The 18,817-nt window shown below is 54.6% G+C and carries 11 protein-coding genes; 10 read left to right on the top strand and 1 reads right to left on the bottom strand.

All coding sequences use genetic code 11. The features are described from left to right. Window positions 1-195 precede the first annotated feature (195 nt). From CEK71_RS04325 to CEK71_RS04340, 4 genes are read left to right on the top strand one after another with little or no spacing between them, the layout of a single operon-like run. Window positions 196-7,785 carry a type I polyketide synthase gene (locus CEK71_RS04325; protein ID WP_088618236.1) on the top strand — a complete coding sequence of 2,530 codons (7,590 nt, stop codon included), beginning with the start codon at window positions 196-198 and terminating at the stop codon, window positions 7,783-7,785. A 2-nt stretch (window positions 7,786-7,787) separates the two neighbouring features. Next, window positions 7,788-9,113 carry an aminotransferase class I/II-fold pyridoxal phosphate-dependent enzyme gene (locus CEK71_RS04330; protein ID WP_088618237.1) on the top strand — a complete coding sequence of 442 codons (1,326 nt, stop codon included), beginning with the start codon at window positions 7,788-7,790 and terminating at the stop codon, window positions 9,111-9,113. Beyond that, window positions 9,110-10,381 (top strand): capsule biosynthesis protein, encoded by a 1,272-nt coding sequence (locus CEK71_RS04335; RefSeq protein ID WP_088618238.1) that lies wholly within the window; start codon window positions 9,110-9,112, stop codon window positions 10,379-10,381. The genes CEK71_RS04330 and CEK71_RS04335 overlap by 4 nt, the downstream gene beginning before the upstream one ends. Beyond that, complete coding sequence (locus CEK71_RS04340) at window positions 10,378-11,139, top strand: SDR family NAD(P)-dependent oxidoreductase (protein WP_088618239.1); 762 nt, start codon at window positions 10,378-10,380, stop codon at window positions 11,137-11,139. The genes CEK71_RS04335 and CEK71_RS04340 overlap by 4 nt, the downstream gene beginning before the upstream one ends. 239 nt (window positions 11,140-11,378) lie before the next feature. Here CEK71_RS04340 and dxs read toward each other — a convergent pair whose 3' ends face one another. Beyond that, window positions 11,379-13,244, bottom strand: a complete 1,866-nt coding sequence (gene dxs / locus CEK71_RS04345) for a 1-deoxy-D-xylulose-5-phosphate synthase (protein WP_088618240.1) — start codon at window positions 13,242-13,244, stop codon at window positions 11,379-11,381. A 343-nt stretch (window positions 13,245-13,587) separates the two neighbouring features. On the opposite strand from dxs, the gene CEK71_RS04350 reads away from it, so the two are divergent. The 6 genes from CEK71_RS04350 (at window position 13,588) to CEK71_RS04375 (ending at window position 18,814) form a co-directional block, all read left to right on the top strand. Next, entirely contained in the window at window positions 13,588-14,556 is a 969-nt protein-coding gene (locus CEK71_RS04350) for a polysaccharide deacetylase family protein (RefSeq protein ID WP_232463764.1), read from the top strand. Between the two features lie 48 nt (window positions 14,557-14,604). After that, window positions 14,605-15,297 carry a tetratricopeptide repeat protein gene (locus CEK71_RS04355; RefSeq protein WP_088618241.1) on the top strand — a complete coding sequence of 231 codons (693 nt, stop codon included), beginning with the start codon at window positions 14,605-14,607 and terminating at the stop codon, window positions 15,295-15,297. Between the two features lie 2 nt (window positions 15,298-15,299). After that, window positions 15,300-16,634 carry a putative O-glycosylation ligase, exosortase A system-associated gene (locus tag CEK71_RS04360; protein WP_088618242.1) on the top strand — a complete coding sequence of 445 codons (1,335 nt, stop codon included), beginning with the start codon at window positions 15,300-15,302 and terminating at the stop codon, window positions 16,632-16,634. A 191-nt stretch (window positions 16,635-16,825) separates the two neighbouring features. After that, window positions 16,826-17,071, top strand: coding sequence for an acyl carrier protein (locus tag CEK71_RS04365; protein ID WP_088618243.1), 246 nt, complete (start codon window positions 16,826-16,828; stop codon window positions 17,069-17,071). Between the two features lie 31 nt (window positions 17,072-17,102). Further along, a complete protein-coding gene (locus CEK71_RS04370) occupies window positions 17,103-17,945 on the top strand; it encodes a hydrolase 2, exosortase A system-associated (RefSeq protein WP_088618244.1) in 843 nt (280 codons plus the stop codon). After that, window positions 17,942-18,814 carry a hydrolase 1, exosortase A system-associated gene (locus CEK71_RS04375; RefSeq protein WP_088618245.1) on the top strand — a complete coding sequence of 291 codons (873 nt, stop codon included), beginning with the start codon at window positions 17,942-17,944 and terminating at the stop codon, window positions 18,812-18,814. Before CEK71_RS04370 ends, CEK71_RS04375 begins: the two co-directional genes overlap by 4 nt. The last annotated feature ends 3 nt before the right edge of the window (window positions 18,815-18,817 follow it).

An 18,817-nucleotide genomic window follows, 5' to 3' on the forward strand; every position in this document is an offset into this window, starting at 1 on the left:
GCTTTTTTATGGTGCATAGTTACCTTGTCATGAAAAACAAACCCCTATATATTGCCTTTGAGTTTTTATCTCCACTCAGTTTTGGCTATGACGCAAAAATAATGCGGACACTAACTGATAGCGATGCTGATGTATCCGATCGCCTGTTCCGCTCTATTCATTCACCCACCTTAGCGATAGGACAAACACTTTAGAATGAATAACCGTGTTGCACTGATAGCTTATTCTGTACGCTTTCCCGGCACAGACACCCGACGCTTCTGGGGCGATCTGCTGGCCAATAAAGACATGGTCACCCATGTCGATGCCTTACGTTGGGCGCAAGAGCGCTTTTTGCACCCCGATAAACGCCATCCTGGCAGCAGCTATAGCTTTGCGGCAGGGAGTTTGGGTGACATATCCGGCTTTGATGCCGCATTTTTTGGCATTTCCCCGCGCGAAGCGGCGTTTATGGACCCCCAGCAACGGCTGTTATTGGAATTGGCGTGGGAAACGCTGGAAAATGCCGGGATAGCCCCGGCCTCTTTGCGCGGTAGCCAATGTGGCGTTTATATCGGCATTTCCAATGTCGATTATTCCTACCGCATGGCGGACGACTTGGCGGCTATTGAAGCGTCGGCGGCGACCGGCATGATCCCCAGTATCGCGTCGAACCGGATCTCCTACGTTTTTGATTTGCATGGCCCGAGCATTTCTATGGATACGGCCTGCTCTTCTTCGTTGGTGGCTTTCCATCAGGCTTGCCAAGCTATCCGGTCGGGAGAAATCAGCGAAGCCTTAGCGGGCGGCATTAACCTGCACTTGCACCCTTATGCGTTTATCACCTTTTCTAAAGCCACCATGCTGTCCAAAACAGGCCGTTGCCATGTCTTTGATGCGTCCGGTGACGGTTATGTGCGTTCGGAAGGCGGTGGGCTGTTTTTCTTAAAAAATTATGAGCAGGCTTTGGCGGATGGCGATCCGATCCTGGCTTTGGTGGCGGGCAACGGGGTCAATACGGATGGCCATAAATCCGGCCTGACCATCCCCAATCCCCATGCCCAAGCCGCGTTGATGGGCTCAGTTTATGCGCAAGCAGGCATTGACCCTAACCATATTGATTACTTTGAGGCACACGGTACGGGAACGGCAGTGGGCGATCCTATCGAAACCCATGCCATTGGCTTGGCCTTAGGGCAAAAACGCCGGAAACCGCTATTAATTGGCTCGGTGAAAAGTAATCTGGGGCATTTGGAGTCGGCCTCAGGCGTGGCGGGCTTGGCGAAAGCCTTAAACTGTCTGCACCACCGGGCGGTGCCGGCGACCATCGGCATCAAGAGTGTCAATCCGAACATTAAGCTGGCAGACTGGAACCTAAAAATCGTCACCGCCCCCCGGTCTTTAAAAAGCCAAGGCGGCTTGACCATCGGCGTTAATTCCTTTGGCTTTGGCGGCGCGAATGCCCATGTCATTTTACAGACCCCACCCACCCGACGGCTGAAAAAAGCCCGAACCCCCGTGCCGCCCGCGCAGACCGTACCACTGCTGTTAACGGCCAAAGACCCGACGGCCTTACAGGAGCTGGCGACGGCACTGGCAGATTTTGCCGCCGGGCATCCTGGCTTGGCACTGTATGATTTGGCGTATAACACCTTTTTCCAGCGCGAACGCCATGCCCACGGCTTGGTGGTGTTCAGCGCGACAGCGGATGATGCCGCCATCCAACTTAAGCAGTTCGCCGCCCAAACTACGCCGCCCGACAAAACCCAGCCCACCACCTTACGCGCCTATACCGGCCCGCATCTGCCCCAAGCCCAAGGCTTGGCGTTTGTCTATTCGGGTAACGGTTGCCAATGGCAAAACATGGGCAAACAATTGTTGGCGCAATCGGCCACCTTCCGCCGGACAGTGGCGCAAGTCGACGCGCTGTTCCAAACCTACGCCGATTTTTCTTTAGCCGATGAATTGGCGGGCCGCAACGGTAAAGGCCGTTACCAACGCACGGAAATAGCCCAACCCGCCTTATTTGCCCTGCAAGTGGGCGTTACTGAGGTCTTGCGCGAACACGGTTGCGAGCCGATGGCGGTCATCGGGCATAGTGTCGGTGAAGTCGCCGCCGCGTGGGCGTGTGGGGCATTGTCGTTAGCTGCCGCCGTACAGGTGATTTTTTACCGTAGCCACCATCAAGGCCGAACCCAAGGCTCAGGCGGTATGACCGCCGTCGGCATGAATGCCGAGGCGATGCGCCAATGGCTGACCGCCAACGGTCTGGATGAAGTCTATCTGGCGGGCATTAACAGCCACCGGGGCGTCACCTTGGCCGGGGCAGTCGGACAATTGGCCCGTATGGAAAGCCTGTTAAGCGCTGCGCAGATTTTTTTCAAGCGCTTAGATTTAGACTACGCTTTCCACAGCCCGGCAATGGACCCTATTGAGGCGGGGGTACGCGAAGATTTGGCGGGGCTTACCGTCAACCGCCCCATCCTACCTTTTTACTCTTCAGTAACCGGAAAGTGCCTGCTCGATGAAAAACTCGACGGGGCTTACTGGTGGCACAATATCCGCGAACCCGTGCAGTTTGCCAGCGCTACCAACGCCCTCTTAGCGGCTGGCTGTAACACCTTTGTGGAGATTGGCGCCCATCCGGTACTCCAAGCTTATTTGAATGACGGCCTGAAAAACGGTAACTATACCGGGCTGGTCATCCCGACCCTGACGCGTAATAACGATACCTTTGCCCAATTATTGCAGAGTACCGCGCAATTAATGTTATCAGGTGCCGCATTCGACCACAAACGTTGGTTCCCGGTCGCAGGGCAGCACCTGCTGTTACCCAATTATCCTTGGCAACGGGAAACGCTTTGGCACCCCATTACAGCGGAATCGCACGGCCTACTGTATCAAAGTACCCTGCATCCTTTGTTGGGCCACGCCTTAAAACAACACGCGCTGATTTGGGAAAACCAACTGGACACCCAGTTGCAGGCCTTTTTGGCCGACCACAATGTCGGCGGCGCGGTGGTCTTTCCTGGTGCTGGTTTTGCCGAATTGGCCTTGGCGGCGGCACATTTAAGCCACGCCACGGATTTTATTGATATTGAAGAATTAGAAATCCGTGCCCCTTTATTACTCAGCCATGACCACAGCAAAGTTATCCGCTTGGCTTTAACGGCTGACGGTAGCTTTACCATCCAAAGCCGTGACCACAACAAGCCCTCAGAGTGGCTACAACATAGCTTAGGACGGGTGTTAAGCGACCCGACCGGCCAGCACTTGCAAGTGCCGATGCCTAGCCTGCCGGAACGCGCTGCTGATTTTGACGGGGCTAGCCATGCCCAATTAACCCGCGCCGTCGGGCTGGATTATGGCCCGACCTTTCAGGCCATCGCCGAAGGTTGGCTGGATGGTGACAGCGCCATCGCGCGGCTGACCCCTGCCGCCGCCCTTAGCGTAGGGCTGGGAGCGTATTATCTGCACCCTGCCTTGCTGGATAATGCTTTCCAGTTAATTTTCCAAGTCCTGAAAGACGAACTGCACCAACATCGGGATATTGCTTTTGTCCCCGTTAAAATGGGCAGGCTGCATGTCCGTAGCACAAAAGCTACGCCACTTTGGGCCCACGCCCGTTTACTGCATCGTGGGGCGCATTCTTTAAAGGCCGAATTCACGCTGTTCGATGCGCAAGGCGAGGCCGTTGCCGTACTGAAAGACGTGCGCTTCCGGGCGATCCGCCTGCATAAGGCGCACACCCAAGCCTTACAGTATCTGGATTACCATTTGACTGCCGCCCCACTGGGTACCGCAGAGCCTTTAGCGGTGGCCTTTACCTTAGCTAACGGCCAGCTCAGCCCTGCATATCAAACGGCGGCACTGCGCTACAGCACGGAAGTGGAACCGTTACTGGACAGCTTATGCCAGCAATTTATCGCCGAAACCTTAAACGCTATGGCGGATGGGCAAGGTTTATTAAGCCCCGTTTGGTTGGCGGCGCATCACCAAAGCCATCCCGAAACGGCTCCGCTGTTAGCGGCCTTACTGGCGGTCGCCGCCGACCAACAACTTATCTTAGCGACGGCTGACGGCGGCTGGGAGCTTAACCGCGAAGCCGGACAATTAGAGGTTCCCGCTAGCGCAATCTGGCACACCTTGGTGCAAGACTATCCAGATTACTTCTATCTGACCCATCTGGCCGGACGTGCCGGAATGCACTTGCGCAGTTTGCTGGACGGTACACGCCAAGCCAGCCAACTGGGTATCGAAGCGGCGTTATATACGGCGATCAACCAGCATGTTTTTGCCCACACCAGCAAAGGCCCGGTGGCTTCGGAATTTGTTCAGCAGTATCAGCAGCTTATCTCCAATTTACCGGCGGGGCAACGCCTTAAAGTCTTGGAAATCAGTGCGCATAGTCCGGCGTTTGCCCCCTTGCTATGTCCGCAATGGGATTTTAACCAAGCCGATTACACCGTCGCCAGCATTGGTGACACGGCTTTTACCGCTACCCGCCATCTTTGCGAAAGTTACCCTTTATTGCATAGCCTACGCTGGTCGGAAACTGCCGAAGACAATCGGCAAGCCTTGGCAAAACCCGCCAATTTTGCCATTGTCCATCTGAATGCCGGACAGACCGAAATCACCCAACAAGTTTTAGGGCAATTAAGCGCGTTGCTGGTGCCTGGGAGTCCAGTTTGGATTATCGGCCTGCAACCGGCCCGCTGGATTGATGCCGTGCTGGGCTTGGCTTCCGACTGGTGGCTGGGCAATGCCGAAACCGGTTACTTGTCACCGCAACTCAGTGCCGAAATGGTCAGTAAGCAACTGGAGACCTTAGGTTTTGGTGCAACCGATTGCTTTGAGCTGATGCCCGATTGCTATTCCGGCACTTATATCCTGACCACCCATACCGCCCTTGCTAAGCCTGCGGATACCACCCAAAACCGCCAAACCTGGCTATTACTGGCGGATACCCAAGAGCCGGAATATAGCCGCGCCCAAGCGTTGGCCATTGCCTTGCGCAACTTAGGCCAGCAAGTCGCTATTGCCGCCCCCCAGCAAGACGGTTTCGCCGCCGTTTTGGCGCAGGCCTACACACATATCGTCCATTTGGCCGGTTTTGGGCAAACACAAGCCAGTTACCAAACCCAACGCTGTTGGTTGGCCAGCGATATTGTCCGCGCCTGTGAAAACACCGCCGCCAATACGACGGTCTGGTTGCTCACGTCACAAGTGGCAGGCTTGTTCGCCTGCGACCAAGCTATCACGGACATCACTGCCGACAGCATCGCCCATGATGCCGCCTTATGGGGTTTCGGGCGCTGCCTAATGAACGAAAGCAGCCAATACCGTATACAGTTAGTAGACCTTAATGGCGACAGCCCCGCTCTTTTAACGGCACTTACCAAAGAATTGCTCTATCCCGATGATGAGCAAGAAATCGTGTTGACTGCACAGGGTGGGCGGTTTGCCACGCGTTTGCGCAGTTGGGACAAACTCACCGCTGGCCGCAGTACCCCTAAAGCCACCGCTGACGCGACGGCTCCGACCGTGCGTTTAGGCTTTAAATTACCCGGCCAATTACGCAATCTGCACTGGCAAACGGTGCCGACCCGCACCCTAGCAGCCGATGAAATTGAAATCGAAGTAAAAGCCACCGGCCTTAATTTCCGTGATGTCATGTATACCCTAGGGCTATTGTCGGACGAGGCGGTTGAAAATGGCTTTGTCGGCCCAACCTTAGGCTTGGAATTTGCCGGACGGGTCAGCCGCATTGGGGCAGGCGTGAGCACTTATCAGCCGGGCGACCGGGTGGTGGGCATGGGGCCTGCCTGTTTCAGCAATCGGGTGGTGACCCAAGCCAATGCCATTACCTTAATCCCTGATGGCATCGGTTACGCGGCCGCCGCCACGATACCCAGCACTTTTTTCACCGTCTATTACGCCCTACACCATCAGGCCCGCCTACAAGCGGGCGAGAAAGTCCTGATCCACGGAGCGGCGGGCGGGGTAGGCATTGCCGCCATCCAAATCGCCCAATGGTTGGGGGCGGAAGTCTATGCTACGGTAGGCACTGAAGAAAAATGCGACTTTTTGCGGTTGCTGGGCATCAAGCATATTTATGATTCCCGCTCCTTACGCTTTGCCGAAGATATTCTTGCGCAGACGGGCGGACACGGTGTCGATGTGGTATTGAATTCATTGGCGGGTGAAGCTATTAACCGTAATTTCCAAGTCTTAAAACCCTTTGGGCGGTTTTTGGAATTGGGCAAACGCGATTTTTACGAAAACACCCACATCGGCTTACGTCCTTTCCGAAATAATATCAGCTACTTCGGCATAGATGCCGACCAACTGATGCAAGTTCGGCCAGAATTGACGCAACGCCTGTTTGCAGAAATGATGGGGCTGTTTCATGACGGCATCCTGCACCCTTTGCCGTACACCACTTTCGATGCCAACCAAGTGGTCGATGCTTTCCGCTATATGCAGCAGGCCAAACAAATCGGCAAGATTGTCGTCACTTATGAACAGGGCATTCCTGACAAAACCGACCCGATACAGGCCGACACCGTGCCGCCCGTGCATTTTAGCGCCGACAACTGTTATTTTGTCACAGGAGGATTAGGGGGTTTCGGGTTAAGATCTGCCCAATGGTTAGTGGCCCACGGTGCCAAACATCTAATCTTAGTCAGCCGGAGCGGCCCGGCTTCCCCAGAAGCCCAAGCTGCCCTAGCAGAATTTGCCGCCCAAGGGGTCGCCGTCCACGCTGCTGCTGTCGATGTGACCGATAAAGCCGCCGTCGCCGGGCTCTTAGCACAATGCCGGACAACCATGCCACCGCTAGCGGGTATTATCCATGCGGCGGCCGTTATTGAGGATGGTTTCGCAAAAAACCTCAATGCTGAGCAACTGCATAAGGTGATGGCACCCAAAATTGACGGGGCATTGCATTTGCATGAACTGACTGCGACGCTGCCACTGGATTTCTTTGTGCTGTATTCATCGGTGACCACGCTGTTCGGCAATCCGGGGCAAAGCCATTATGTCGCCGCCAACAGTTGGTTGGAAGCCTTAGCGGTGCATCGGCGGCAACGAGGCTTAGCCGCCACCTGCATTGCTTGGGGTGCGATTGATGACGTGGGCTTTTTGGCCCGTAACCCGAAAATTAAGGAAGCCTTGCAAAACCGTTTAGGCGGCCCTGCCCTCGCTTCCGAACTGGCCTTGGCACAACTGGGGCAACTGCTCCAGAACGATAGCGGCACTTTAGGGATTATGGCTTATGACTGGCATCATCTGAGCAGTTTCTTACCGAGTGCCCCGTCACCCAAATTTCGGGAATTGGCACTCCAAGCACCCGGCAAGGAACACCACGACGATTCTGCTGCCGACCTAAAGCGTCTGGTCGAGGAGTTGCCCGACGAGGCCTTAAAAACGCTGTTCGCCGATATGTTAAAAGAAGAATTGGCGCAGATTTTGCTGATAAGTAAGGACAAAATTGATGCCAACCATTCCATGTATGACATGGGACTGGATTCTTTAATGGGCGTGGAACTGATGATCGCTATCGAAGCCCGCTTTAAGGTGCAGATTCCGGTCATGGCTTTAAGCGAGGCCTCCAGTATCAACAAGCTGGCCGAACGCTTAATCGCCCATTTGCGCGGCGATACGGATGTGGCCGCTAACGGCGACGGGCTCCAAGCGCAGATCCATAGTGTGGCACAACAGCACGACTCGGCACTGACGGCAGAACAGTTAGTGCAGCTGACCAACGATATAGAAACTAACGGTACTAGCAGGATACTCACTTAACTATGACTGGCAAAAGTCTTTCGGGACACCTTAAAGATAAGCTCATTCAGCAAGCCCTTGAGCATAAGCTGAAACAGCTTGAGAAAAGCCCATCAGGCCTTAATCCGTTAGCAAAACATGCGGATATTCCTGAGGCGTGGTGCCGTTTTGACCAGCAGGCCGGTTATAAACAAATCCAGCTCATTTATAAAGGCAGCACACAACTGGGGGTGGGTAACCCATTTTTCCGTCTGCATGAAGGGGTGGCCGGCGCCACCACACAAATCGGCGGGCAAACCTATATCAACTATGCCAGCTACAATTATCTGGGACTGTCCGGCGACCCTAGAGTCTCGCAAGCCGCCAAAGACGCGGTTGACCAATACGGCACATCGGTATCGGCCAGCCGCTTGGTGTCGGGCGAACGGCCCGTGCATCGGCAACTGGAAACCGCCATCGCCCAAACTTACGGTGTTGATGATGCGGTGGTGATGGTCAGTGGCCACGCCACCAATGTCACCACCATCGGTTACCTGTTCGGGACTAATGACCTGATTGTCCATGATGAGCTGATCCACAATAGCTCATTAATCGGGGCGCAATTGTCGGGGGCTAAACGCCTGTCTTTCCCGCATAACGATTATGCGGCCTTGGACAGGCTCTTACAGGAAAATCGCCGCCAGTACGAACGGGTGCTGATTATTTTGGAAGGCCTGTACAGCATGGACGGCGACTATCCTGATTTACCCGAATTTATTGCCGTCAAACGCAAGCACAAGGCGTTTTTGATGGTGGATGAGGCCCATTCGCTGGGGGTTATGGGTAATAGCGGCTTAGGTATCCGTGACCATTTCGGCATTGACGGTAAAGAAGTCGATATTTGGATGGGGACGCTCAGTAAAACGCTGGCCGGGTGTGGCGGCTTTATCGCTGGCGAATCGGCACTGGTCGAACATCTGAAGTTTCTGGCGCCCGGTTTTTTATACAGCGTCGGAATGCCCGCGCAAGTTGCCGCCCCTACTTTAGCCGCCCTGCACATCCTTAAGCAGGAGCCGGAACGGGTGCGGCGCTTACAACAGCTCTCCGCCTATTTCTTGGCGCAAGCCCAACGCTTAGGGATGGATACCGGGCAAAGCCAAGGCATAGCGATTATTGCTGCCCTAACCGGCAGTTCGCTCAGTGCCGTACGCATGTCCGAGGCCCTCTTCCAAAAAGGCATTAACGTCCAACCCATCTTATATCCTGCGGTATCGGAAAAAAGTGCGCGGCTGCGGTTTTTCATTTCCTGCGAACATACCGAAGCGCAAATCGACCAAACCCTTCAAGCTTACCGTGAGGAAATGCCATGATCTTCATTAAGGCACAAATACACAGGCAAACGGCAGCCAATACGGGCAAACGCTCGTTTTTACTCCTGCAAGGCCCGTGTTCGCCCTTGTTTGCCAAGTTGGCCGACCATTTGCATTCCCTAGGCCATGCCGTCCATAAAGTCAATTTTACCGCGGGTGATATGTTGTACTGGACACCGCGTAAAGCCACGCTGTTCCAAAACGAGCTTAAGTATTTGCCCGACACGCTGGAGACCATCAGAAAAAAATACGCCATTACCGACCAAATCTTGTTTGGCGACTGCCGCCCCATCCATTTGGCGGCAAAACAGCACGCGCGGCAGCACGGCATCCGCACCCATGTGTTTGAAGAAGGCTATTTTCGCCCTTACTGGATGACGCTTGAGCGCGAAGGTGTGAACGGTTATTCTATGTTGCCTAGGGACCCTGATTGGTTTAGGCACACCGCCAGCTACATACCCGCCCCGGTTGAGACCGAAACCTTCCATTCGCCTTTTCGGGTGCGGGCCGGGCATGATGTCATGTACCATATCGCCGGCTTCAGCAACCCGTTCTTGTTCCGGCATTATAAAAGCCATGCCCCTGATCCCGTGCCTCTGGAATATGCCGGTTATGTTAACCGCTTCGTCAGGCTGCATCTGACGCGTAAACAAGATAGCGAAGACATCAACCACCTGCTGCGCAAAAAAATCCCCTTCTATCTGCTGCCCCTACAACTGAACAGCGACTCACAAATACAAGTGCATTCAACGTTTACCAATATGGTCGAAGTCATTGATCTGGTCATGCGCTCATTTGCCGCCCACGCCCCAACCCAGTCTTGGCTAGTGATTAAAACCCACCCCTTAGATGCCGGCCTGCTCAATTACGGGAAAATTATCGAAAAGTTGGCGCAAAAACTCGACTTAAGCGGACGCATCTTGTTTTTGCAGTCGGGCCACCTCAACACATTGGTCGCCAGTGCGCGGGGCTTGGTAACGGTCAACAGCACCGCAGGCGGCTTGGCATTGGAGTTGGACTGCCCGACCATCACCCTGAATAACCCCATTTATAATCTACGCGGCCTGACCTTCCAAGGCCCCTTGGATGCGTTTTGGACGAATAACGAGAAACCCGACCAAGAACTATTCCGCTGTTTCCGCAACACCGTCATTTACACCACCCAAGTGAACGGCAGCTTGTACAGCAAGCCGGGCATTGATCTGGCGGTGAAAAACGCCACGCGCTTCCTCAATGGCGAGAAATCGCCACTTGAAGCCTTATTATGAGGCCGGACAGCCAGACCATCCTTATCACTGGGGCGACTGGGGCGATTGGCGGGGCACTGGCCCGGCATTATGCCGCCTCCGGCCACCACTTGATTTTACAAGGCCGCAATAGCGCCGCCCTAGCCGCTTTAGCGCACACTTGCACCGAAGCGGGGGCCCACGTCACCACCCATAATTTGGATTTGCGCGACATCGCAGCCTTACAAGCTTGGCTGGCGAGCCTGCCCTGTCCTGATTTGGTATTGGCCAACGCGGGTGTCAACATCAGCCAAGGCGAGAACCGCCAAGGCGAATCGTGGGCGGAGATGGAAAGCTTGTTAGATGTGAACATCAAAGCCAACTTGGCGCTCGTCCATGCCCTAGCCCCGGCCATGCGCCAACGCCGCAGCGGCCAAATTGCCCTTATCAGCTCCCTGGCCGCGTATTATGGCCTGCCCGTCACGCCCAGCTATTGCGCCAGTAAAGCCGCGCTGAAAGCGTATGGCGAAGGGATGCGCGGCTGGCTACAGGCCGATAATGTGCAACTGAGCGTGGTCATGCCCGGTTATACCCAATCACCGATGGCCGACGCAATGGCCGGCCCAAAACCTTTCATGCGCAGCCCCGAACAAGCCGCACGGCTCATCGCCAAAGGCCTGGCCCGTAACCAAGGCCGCATCAGCTTCCCTTTCCCACTAAATTTCGGCACTTGGTGGCTAGCGGTATTGCCTGCCGCATGGTCTCAGCGTTTGGTGGTTTGGATGGGTTATGGGGGATAAAAGCCAAGGGGAACTTGCGAAGTCCGCCCTGAGCTTATAAGTAGGTGTGCGTATATTCTTTTAACATTCGTGAATTCAACCCCAGCCCTCTCGGCAACCGCTGCTTGCGTTGCTCTACCTCCTGTGGGTATTTACACCCCTGAGGGTGTGCATCCGTGCGCCCTTCGCAGATCCCTGTTGAACAAATGAAAGTCAGGGGAAAAAGCCCCTTATCCTGTTGAGCGGTTACTTACATCGCCTTATTGTCCGTCAAACGCCCGGATGCTGGCCAAAATCCCCGCGACATCCAAGCCGCACAAGGCCAGCAATTCCTCGCGGGTGCCCTGTTCGACGAAGCTGTCGGGCAGGCCGAGGTTGAGGACGGGCTTGAGCTGTTTGCGCGCTTGCAGGAGCAGGTTGACGGCGCTGCCCGCGCCGCCGGACAGGACGTTTTCTTCCAGGGTGACCAGCAGGTCGTGGCTGGCGGCCAGTTCCAAGATTAAGGCCTCGTCCAGCGGTTTGACGAAGCGCATGTTGGCGACGGTCGCGCCCAAGGCTTCGGCGGCGGCGAGGGCGGGCGTGACCAAACTGCCCCAGGCGAACAGGGCGATGCGCTGGCCGTGGCGGCGGATTTCGCCCTTGCCGATGGCCAGGGTGTCCAGCCCCGGCTGCACCGCCGTGCCGGGGCCTTTGCCGCGCGGGTAGCGCACGGCGGCGGGGCCGGGGTGCAAAAACCCGGTGCTGAGCATCTGCCGGCATTCGTTCTCGTCGGCGGGGGCCATGACCACCAGGTTGGGGATGCAGGCCAGGTAGCTGTGGTCGAAGCTGCCCGCGTGGGTGGGCCCGTCGGGGCCCACCAGCCCGGCACGGTCGAGGGCGAACAGCACGTCGAGGTTTTGCAGGGCGACATCGTGGATGAGCTGGTCGTAGCCGCGTTGCAGGAAGGTCGAGTAGATGGCGACCACGGGCTTGGCGCCTTCGCAGGCCTGCCCGGCGGCGAGGGTGACGGCGTGCTGTTCGGCGATGGCGACGTCAAAGTAGCGCTCGGGGTATTGCTGGGAGAATTTGACCAGCCCGGAGCCTTCGCGCATCGCGGGGGTGATGCCGAGCAGGCGGCTGTCCTGCGCGGCCATGTCGCACAGCCAGTTGCCGAACACTTCGGTGTAGGACGGGTGCGGCGAGGGCGCGGACTTGGGCAGGCATTCCTTGCCGGGGTCGAAGGCGGGCACGCCGTGGTAGGCCAGCGGGTCTTTCTCGGCGGGCGGGTAGCCTTTGCCCTTTTTGGTGACGATGTGCAAAAACCGCGGCCCCTGGATGTGCTTGAGGTTCTCCAGCGTACCGACCAGGCTGTCCACGTCGTGGCCGTCGATGGGGCCGATGTAGTTGAAGCCCAGCTCCTCGAACAGCGTCCCCGGCACGATCATGCCCTTGACGTGCTCTTCGGTGCGCCGCGCCAATTCCCACACCGTCGGCATCTTGCTCAGCACCTTCTTGCTCTCCTCGCGCACCGACGAATACAAACGGCTGGTCAGCACCTTGGACAGGTAGTTGTTCATCGCCCCGACGTTCGGGGAGATGGACATGTCGTTGTCGTTAAGGATGACCAACAAATTCGCGTCGATGGACCCGGCATGGTTCATGGCCTCGAAGGCCATGCCCCCGGTGATGCTGCCGTCGCCGATGATGGCGACCATCTGGCGGTCCTCGCCCTTCAGGCGGGCGGCGATCGCCATGCCCAACGCCGCGCTGATCGAAGTGCTCGAATGCCCCACCCCGAACGCGTCGTACTCGCTCTCGCTGCGGTTCGGGAACGCGCAGATGCCGTCGCGGCTGCGGATCGTCGTCATCCGCCCCTTGCGCCCGGTCAGGATCTTATGCGGGTAGGCCTGGTGGCCGACATCCCAGACCAGCTTGTCGGACGGGGTGTCGAACACATAATGCAGCGCCACGGTCAGTTCCACCGTCCCCAGCCCCGCCGAGAAATGCCCCCCCGACACGCTCACCGATTGGGTCAGGAATTCGCGCAGCTCCTTGGCGAGCGGCTTGAGCAGGTCTTTCGGCAGGCGGCGCACATCGGCGGGGCTGGCGATGTCGTCGAGCAGGGGGAAACGGGAGGAGGTATTCATGTAGACAAAAGTTCCTTAAGAAGTCGGGGCAATAGTAAAGGATGGGCTGAAAATAATGTAAGGGTTAAGGCTTGCTTCGGCCACGGCTAGGGATAAGTTCAGCCCCAACCGGGCATATCCTGAATTTGCGCCATAATGCTTAGCCAAATCCTCGGCAGACGGGTGATTATCCTGATTAATTTCCGAGCAATCAAGTGGGTAATGCCCGGCAAGGCAAAATGCCGTTGCTTTATCGTGCCACTTTATGCCGAAAAGCCGCAATCTTTGACAAAGGGCCGCTACAAAATCCAGTTAGCGTTTATAATAGCCGCTTTTAGGTTATTTTACCCTGAATGGATCGGTAATGATGCAAGCTTTGGCACTTTCTCTCCTTACGCATTGCGCAACCTGGGCATCGACTAGGGGCGGACAGAATAAGCTGTTTATCCTGATTTATCACCAAGTGCTGGACGCGCCGGATGTTATGCGTCCTGGTGAGGCGGATATCGCCAGTTTTAGCTGGCAAATGCAGCTGTTGGCGCGGCACTTTAATGTCCTGCCGTTGGCTGAGGCGGTGGCCCGCTTACAAGACCGGAGCTTGCCGCCACGTGCCGTCACCATTACTTTTGATGACGGTTACGCCGATAACCTACGCAACGCCGTGCCTATCCTTAAGCAGCAGAATTTGAGCGCAACGTTTTTCATCGCCTCCGGTTACTTGGAAGGTGGGCGGATGTGGAACGATACTGTTATTGAGGCTATCCGTAACCTCCCGCAACCCGAAGTGGATTTGAGCGCTTTCGGTTTGGGCGTAATGCCGCTGGTCAGCCCCGCGCAACGGGCCGCCACCGCCCGCACCTTGCTCAAGTGCCTTAAACATTTGCCGCCCGAACAACGCTTGGCGCATAGCCAAGCGCTTGCCGCACAGGCCACGCCGTTGCCCGACGACCTGATGCTTACCCGTGCGCAACTGCGCGAACTGCACGCGCAGGGTATGGAAATTGGTGGCCATACCGTTAACCATCCGATTTTGGCGACTTTGGACAAGGCTACCGCCACGGCAGAAATTGCCGAGAACAAAGCCTACCTGGAGCAACTGTTAGCCGCCCCGATCCGATTTTTTGCCTACCCTAACGGCAGGTTAGGCGATGATTACTTACTTGCCCACCGGGACATTGCCAAAGCGTGTCCCTATCAGGCGGCTTTCTCGACCCATCCGGGTGTGGCGACGGCGGCCAGTGATGTCTGGCAATTGCCGCGCTTTACACCTTGGGATGCCACACCGCTCAGATTTATGTTGCGGATGGTCTGGCTGTACCTTAAGGGCGGCTAAGCGTAACCGCACACTCTTTGCATAGACCATTTTTTTAGGTGACACCCTATGACTGCCAAACATTATAAACCTCTCTGGCTATGGGCGTTGGGCTGTTGCCTAGCGGTCGGTGGGACTGCCGCCTTGGCCGCCTCCACCCTCGCCCCCTGGGTAGGGGTGTCCTTAGACGGCGAACGTTGTAGTGGCCGCGAGATAAGTTACGGGCCATTTGATTATACCAATGCCGCGAACAAGGGGGACAAACTCAATATTGTCGAAACGTACCATTACACCAAAGATATCCAAATGCTCATTAAAGGCAATACCGGTTATTTGGGTGAAGACCTTGATTATACCGTAACGGCTTTCCCTAACCACCATAAGGCCTTAGGCACGCTGATGCACTACCAATTGATTTATCAGCACGACATTGCCACAAAAGCCAAGCGGCCTTTACCTTCCCCTGTGGAATGTTATTTCCAGCGGGCAATTCATTTTGCCCCGCAAGACCCCCTTAATTATATAATGTACGGGACGTATTTGCGCAAAAGCCAACATCCGCAAGAAGCCAATGAGCTGTATAAAAAAGCCTTGCAGGCCTTACCTAATGAGCTTAGCATCAACTACAGCTACGGCCTGTTTTTGTTTGAAAGTAAAAAATATCCCGAAGCGTTGGCGCAAGCCAAGTTGATTTATGCGCAAAATTTCCCTAAACAAAAGCTCAAAGAATTGTTGATAAAATCAGGGCATTGGCAAAAATAACCATGAGAGATATTGCGGTCACTTTATTATTTGCCTTGGGATGCTTTTATACCTTAAAAAGGCCTTATGTCGGCATTTTAGTCTGGTCATGGCTAGGTTTTATGAACCCGCACCGGCTCTGTTATGGGTTCGCCTATACCTTGCCGTTTTCCTATATCATCGCCTTGTTGACTGTTGTGGTTTACGCCATTTCAAATGAGCCTAAGGCCTTGCCTAAAGATAAGCTGGTGGTGCTGATCATTGTGTTTTTGCTCTGGATGAGCGTCTCGACTATTTTTGCCATGAACCCGGTAGACGCGAATGAATATTATATCCGCGTCCTGAAAATATTTTTTCCGGTCCTCTTATCAATGACTTTGTTCAAAAGCCGCGAACGTATCCACCAATTGCTCTGGGTGATTATTGTCTCGATTGGTTTTTTTGGTGTTAAAGGCGGCATTTTTACCGTGTTGAGCGGCGGTAGCTTCCACGTTTTTGGCCCACCCGAATCATTTCTCGAAGAAAATAACGCTTTGGCGGTTGCCGAATTGATGGTGATTCCGCTGATGGTGTATATGCGCGGCCAGCTTGAACAGCATTGGCAAAAGCAATTGATGCTATTTTGTATTGTCGCCATGGCGTTTTCTGCATTAGGCTCGCAATCGCGCGGAGCTTTTTTGGCTATGAGCGGGTTGGGCGGCTATTTTTGGCTGCAAAGCAAGCGTAAAGTGCCGGTGACGCTGGCATTAATCATTTTGGTGTCGGTGCTCTACCAATTCCTGCCCGAATCTTGGTATCAACGCATGGACACCATCAAAACCTACGATCAGGACGAGTCCGCACAAGGACGCATCCGAGCTTGGACGTTTGCCTATCACGTCGCTAATGACCGTTTGTTCGGCGGCGGTTACCAGCTATGGGCGCGGGTTATTTATCGGCAATATTTGCCTGGCTATACCGACGAAATGCCAGCCTATGTCGCCCACAGCATTTATTTTCATGTATTGGGCGAACATGGCTGGATAGGCTTGCTGCTGTTCTTGACGATTTTTTTTCTGGCTTGGCGTTATTGTTCACAGGTTGCTAAGCTGACGAAGAATAATCCTGAAAAAAAATGGCAGGGGGATTTGGCGACCATGATTAAGTTGAGTTTGCTGTCTTATCTGACGGGTGGGGCGTTTTTAAGCCTGTCTTATTTGGATTTGACTTGGCAATTGGTAGCCATAATCATTTTGTTGAAAGAAATGGCCACGCCCATTACTAAAGTCCCCGGCTTGATTGACCGTAAACTGAATCCTGACCTTGAAATACAGACAAAGAAGGAAAAGCAGCGCCGCTTGTGGCATAACCCCGAATAGAGCACCACCCTTTCAGGGCAAAAATCGTGTCAAAAATCGGCTGATGACAAAATAGCCTCCCCTTTGGGAGCGAATAAACGGTAAAATCACCCTTTGTAAAGGGCTAGGGAGCCACACGCATTTGCAAATGCGCGGTCTGGCAAGTAAGGGGCATCCGATGACAATTTATAGCACTATTGAGTAAGCACATTATGGCAATTGAACAAATGGTAAAAAATATCTTACGGCAGCATCTCCAGTTAGGCGATGCGGTGGACAGCTATCAGGCTGATACGCCCTTGCTTGGGGCGTTGCCTGAGCTGGATTCAATGGGGGTCGTTAACCTCATTACCGCCATTGAGGAAAATGTAGGCTGTGTCATTGACGATGACGAAATCAACGCTGACGTGTTTACCACCTTTGGCAGCTTGGTCACCTTTGTGGCATCGAAAAGTTGAGCATTAGCCCTTCCTTTATTGAGTCCTAATTATGAACCCTAGTTATTTGGGTGTTACCCTCACGCCTTTCTTCATTGACGGTAGCCAAGGGCCATTATTTTGCCTGTTCGTGCCGCCTAAAGATCCGCAGGGCGAAGTTTTACTGTTTTTGCCCTCTTTTGGCGAAGAGCTGAACCGTTGCCGGGTGATGGTCGCCATGCAGGCGCGGATGCTCGCCGAAGCCGGGGTGGGATGCCTGTTGTTGGATTACTATGGCACGGGCGATAGTGCCGGCGATTTTAGCGAAACCCGTTGGGAACAATGGCTGCGTGATGCCGAAACGGCTTGTGCGTGGTTGATAGGGCAGGGTTACACCAAAATAGGTTTATGGGGTTTGCGCTTGGGGGCAGTGGTCGCGGCAGAACTGGCGGCAGCAATCCCTGGACGGTTTACCCGTCTGTTGCTTTGGCAACCCGTATTGGAAGGCAAAGTGCTGTTTACGCAATTTTTACGCATACGCCTGGCAATGCTGATGGACAGGGGCGAGCCGAAAGAAACCACCCAGCAAATGCGTGAACGGTTACAGGCGGGTAAGCCGCTAGAAGTGGCGGGTTATGAAATCAGCCCGGTGTTGGCGGCGGCGCTTGACAGCAAGGCCTTAGTGGCTATCCGGTTACCCGCTGGCCTTCAGGTCAACTGGTTTGAGCTGACGCTGGCAGATCAGGCCGAGCTGAGTATCGCCAGCCAAAAAGTGGTCGCTGCTTGGCAAAGCCAAAACGTGGTAGTGGTTACGCAGTTTTTTTCAGGCCCTGCCTTCTGGCAATTGCATGAGCGCGAACTGACCCCCGACTTATTGGCAAAAACCACCGGCATTTTCTTAGGTGAGCGGACATGACGATAAAAACACAAGAAATCCCTTTGCTGATTGACTGTGAAGGTGTGGCACAAATCGGCATTTTTCATCGTCCCGAACAGGCGCGAAACATCGGCATTGTCGTCGTGGTGGCTGGGGGGCCGCAATATCGGGTCGGCTGCGCCCGCCAAATCATTTTGTGGAGCCGCCGTCTGGCAAGTGACGGCTATCCGGTGTTGCGTTTTGATTATCGCGGCTTTGGCGACAGTGCCGGCGAGTTTGTCGGCTTTGAAGGAGTGAACGCCGACATTGCCAGTGCCGTCGATAAGCTGATGGCACTGATGCCGGATTTGACCAGCGTTGTGCTTTGGGGCGAATGCAATGCCGCTTCGGCAATGATGATGTACGCTTGGCGGGATAAGCGGGTCAGCGGGCTGGTCATGCAAAACCCTTGGGTACGCAATGAAGCGACTCAAGCGCGGATGTATATCAAACATTATTATTTGATGCGCATTATGCAAAAAAGCTTTTGGCTGAAATTGCTGAACTTGCAGTTTAACCCCTTGGTATCCATGACTTCGCTGGTAGATCTCTGGCGTAATGCCAAGCTGTTTGAGGCCGTCCAAGAGTCGCGGGTGCGCCAAGAGTTCGAAAGCCTGCCAAGTTACCAGGAAAAAATGTGCGAAGGCTTGGCAAAATTTCCAGGCCCCGTGCTGTTACTGATGAGCGGCTATAGCCTAATCGGTAAAGAATTTGATGAACTGGTGTCGTTATCGGCGCGTTGGCGGGCGGTTTTAGCCGCCAAAGCCTTGACGCGTATCGATATGCCGGATGCCGACCATACCTTTTCGCGTTCACAAGACCGGGAAAAACTTGTCAACCATGCCCTCACTTGGCTTAACCAACGTTGATTT

The organism is Methylovulum psychrotolerans, assembly GCF_002209385.1.
GTDB classification, from domain to species: domain Bacteria; phylum Pseudomonadota; class Gammaproteobacteria; order Methylococcales; family Methylomonadaceae; genus Methylovulum; species Methylovulum psychrotolerans.

Bases quoted from the DNA above. Each gene is read 5' to 3' on its own strand.
- CEK71_RS04370 (WP_088618244.1), top strand. From the start codon at position 17,103: ATGAACCCTAGTTATTTGGGTGTTACCCTCACGCCTTTCTTCATTGAC.
- CEK71_RS04365 (WP_088618243.1), top strand. From the start codon at position 16,826: ATGGCAATTGAACAAATGGTAAAAAATATCTTACGGCAGCATCTCCAG.
- CEK71_RS04330 (WP_088618237.1), top strand. From the start codon at position 7,788: ATGACTGGCAAAAGTCTTTCGGGACACCTTAAAGATAAGCTCATTCAG.
- CEK71_RS04335 (WP_088618238.1), top strand. From the start codon at position 9,110: ATGATCTTCATTAAGGCACAAATACACAGGCAAACGGCAGCCAATACG.
- CEK71_RS04325 (WP_088618236.1), top strand. From the start codon at position 196: ATGAATAACCGTGTTGCACTGATAGCTTATTCTGTACGCTTTCCCGGC.
- dxs (WP_088618240.1), bottom strand. From the start codon at position 13,244: ATGAATACCTCCTCCCGTTTCCCCCTGCTCGACGACATCGCCAGCCCC.
- CEK71_RS04350 (WP_232463764.1), top strand. From the start codon at position 13,588: ATGATGCAAGCTTTGGCACTTTCTCTCCTTACGCATTGCGCAACCTGG.
- CEK71_RS04355 (WP_088618241.1), top strand. From the start codon at position 14,605: ATGACTGCCAAACATTATAAACCTCTCTGGCTATGGGCGTTGGGCTGT.
- CEK71_RS04360 (WP_088618242.1), top strand. From the start codon at position 15,300: ATGAGAGATATTGCGGTCACTTTATTATTTGCCTTGGGATGCTTTTAT.
- CEK71_RS04340 (WP_088618239.1), top strand. From the start codon at position 10,378: ATGAGGCCGGACAGCCAGACCATCCTTATCACTGGGGCGACTGGGGCG.
- CEK71_RS04375 (WP_088618245.1), top strand. From the start codon at position 17,942: ATGACGATAAAAACACAAGAAATCCCTTTGCTGATTGACTGTGAAGGT.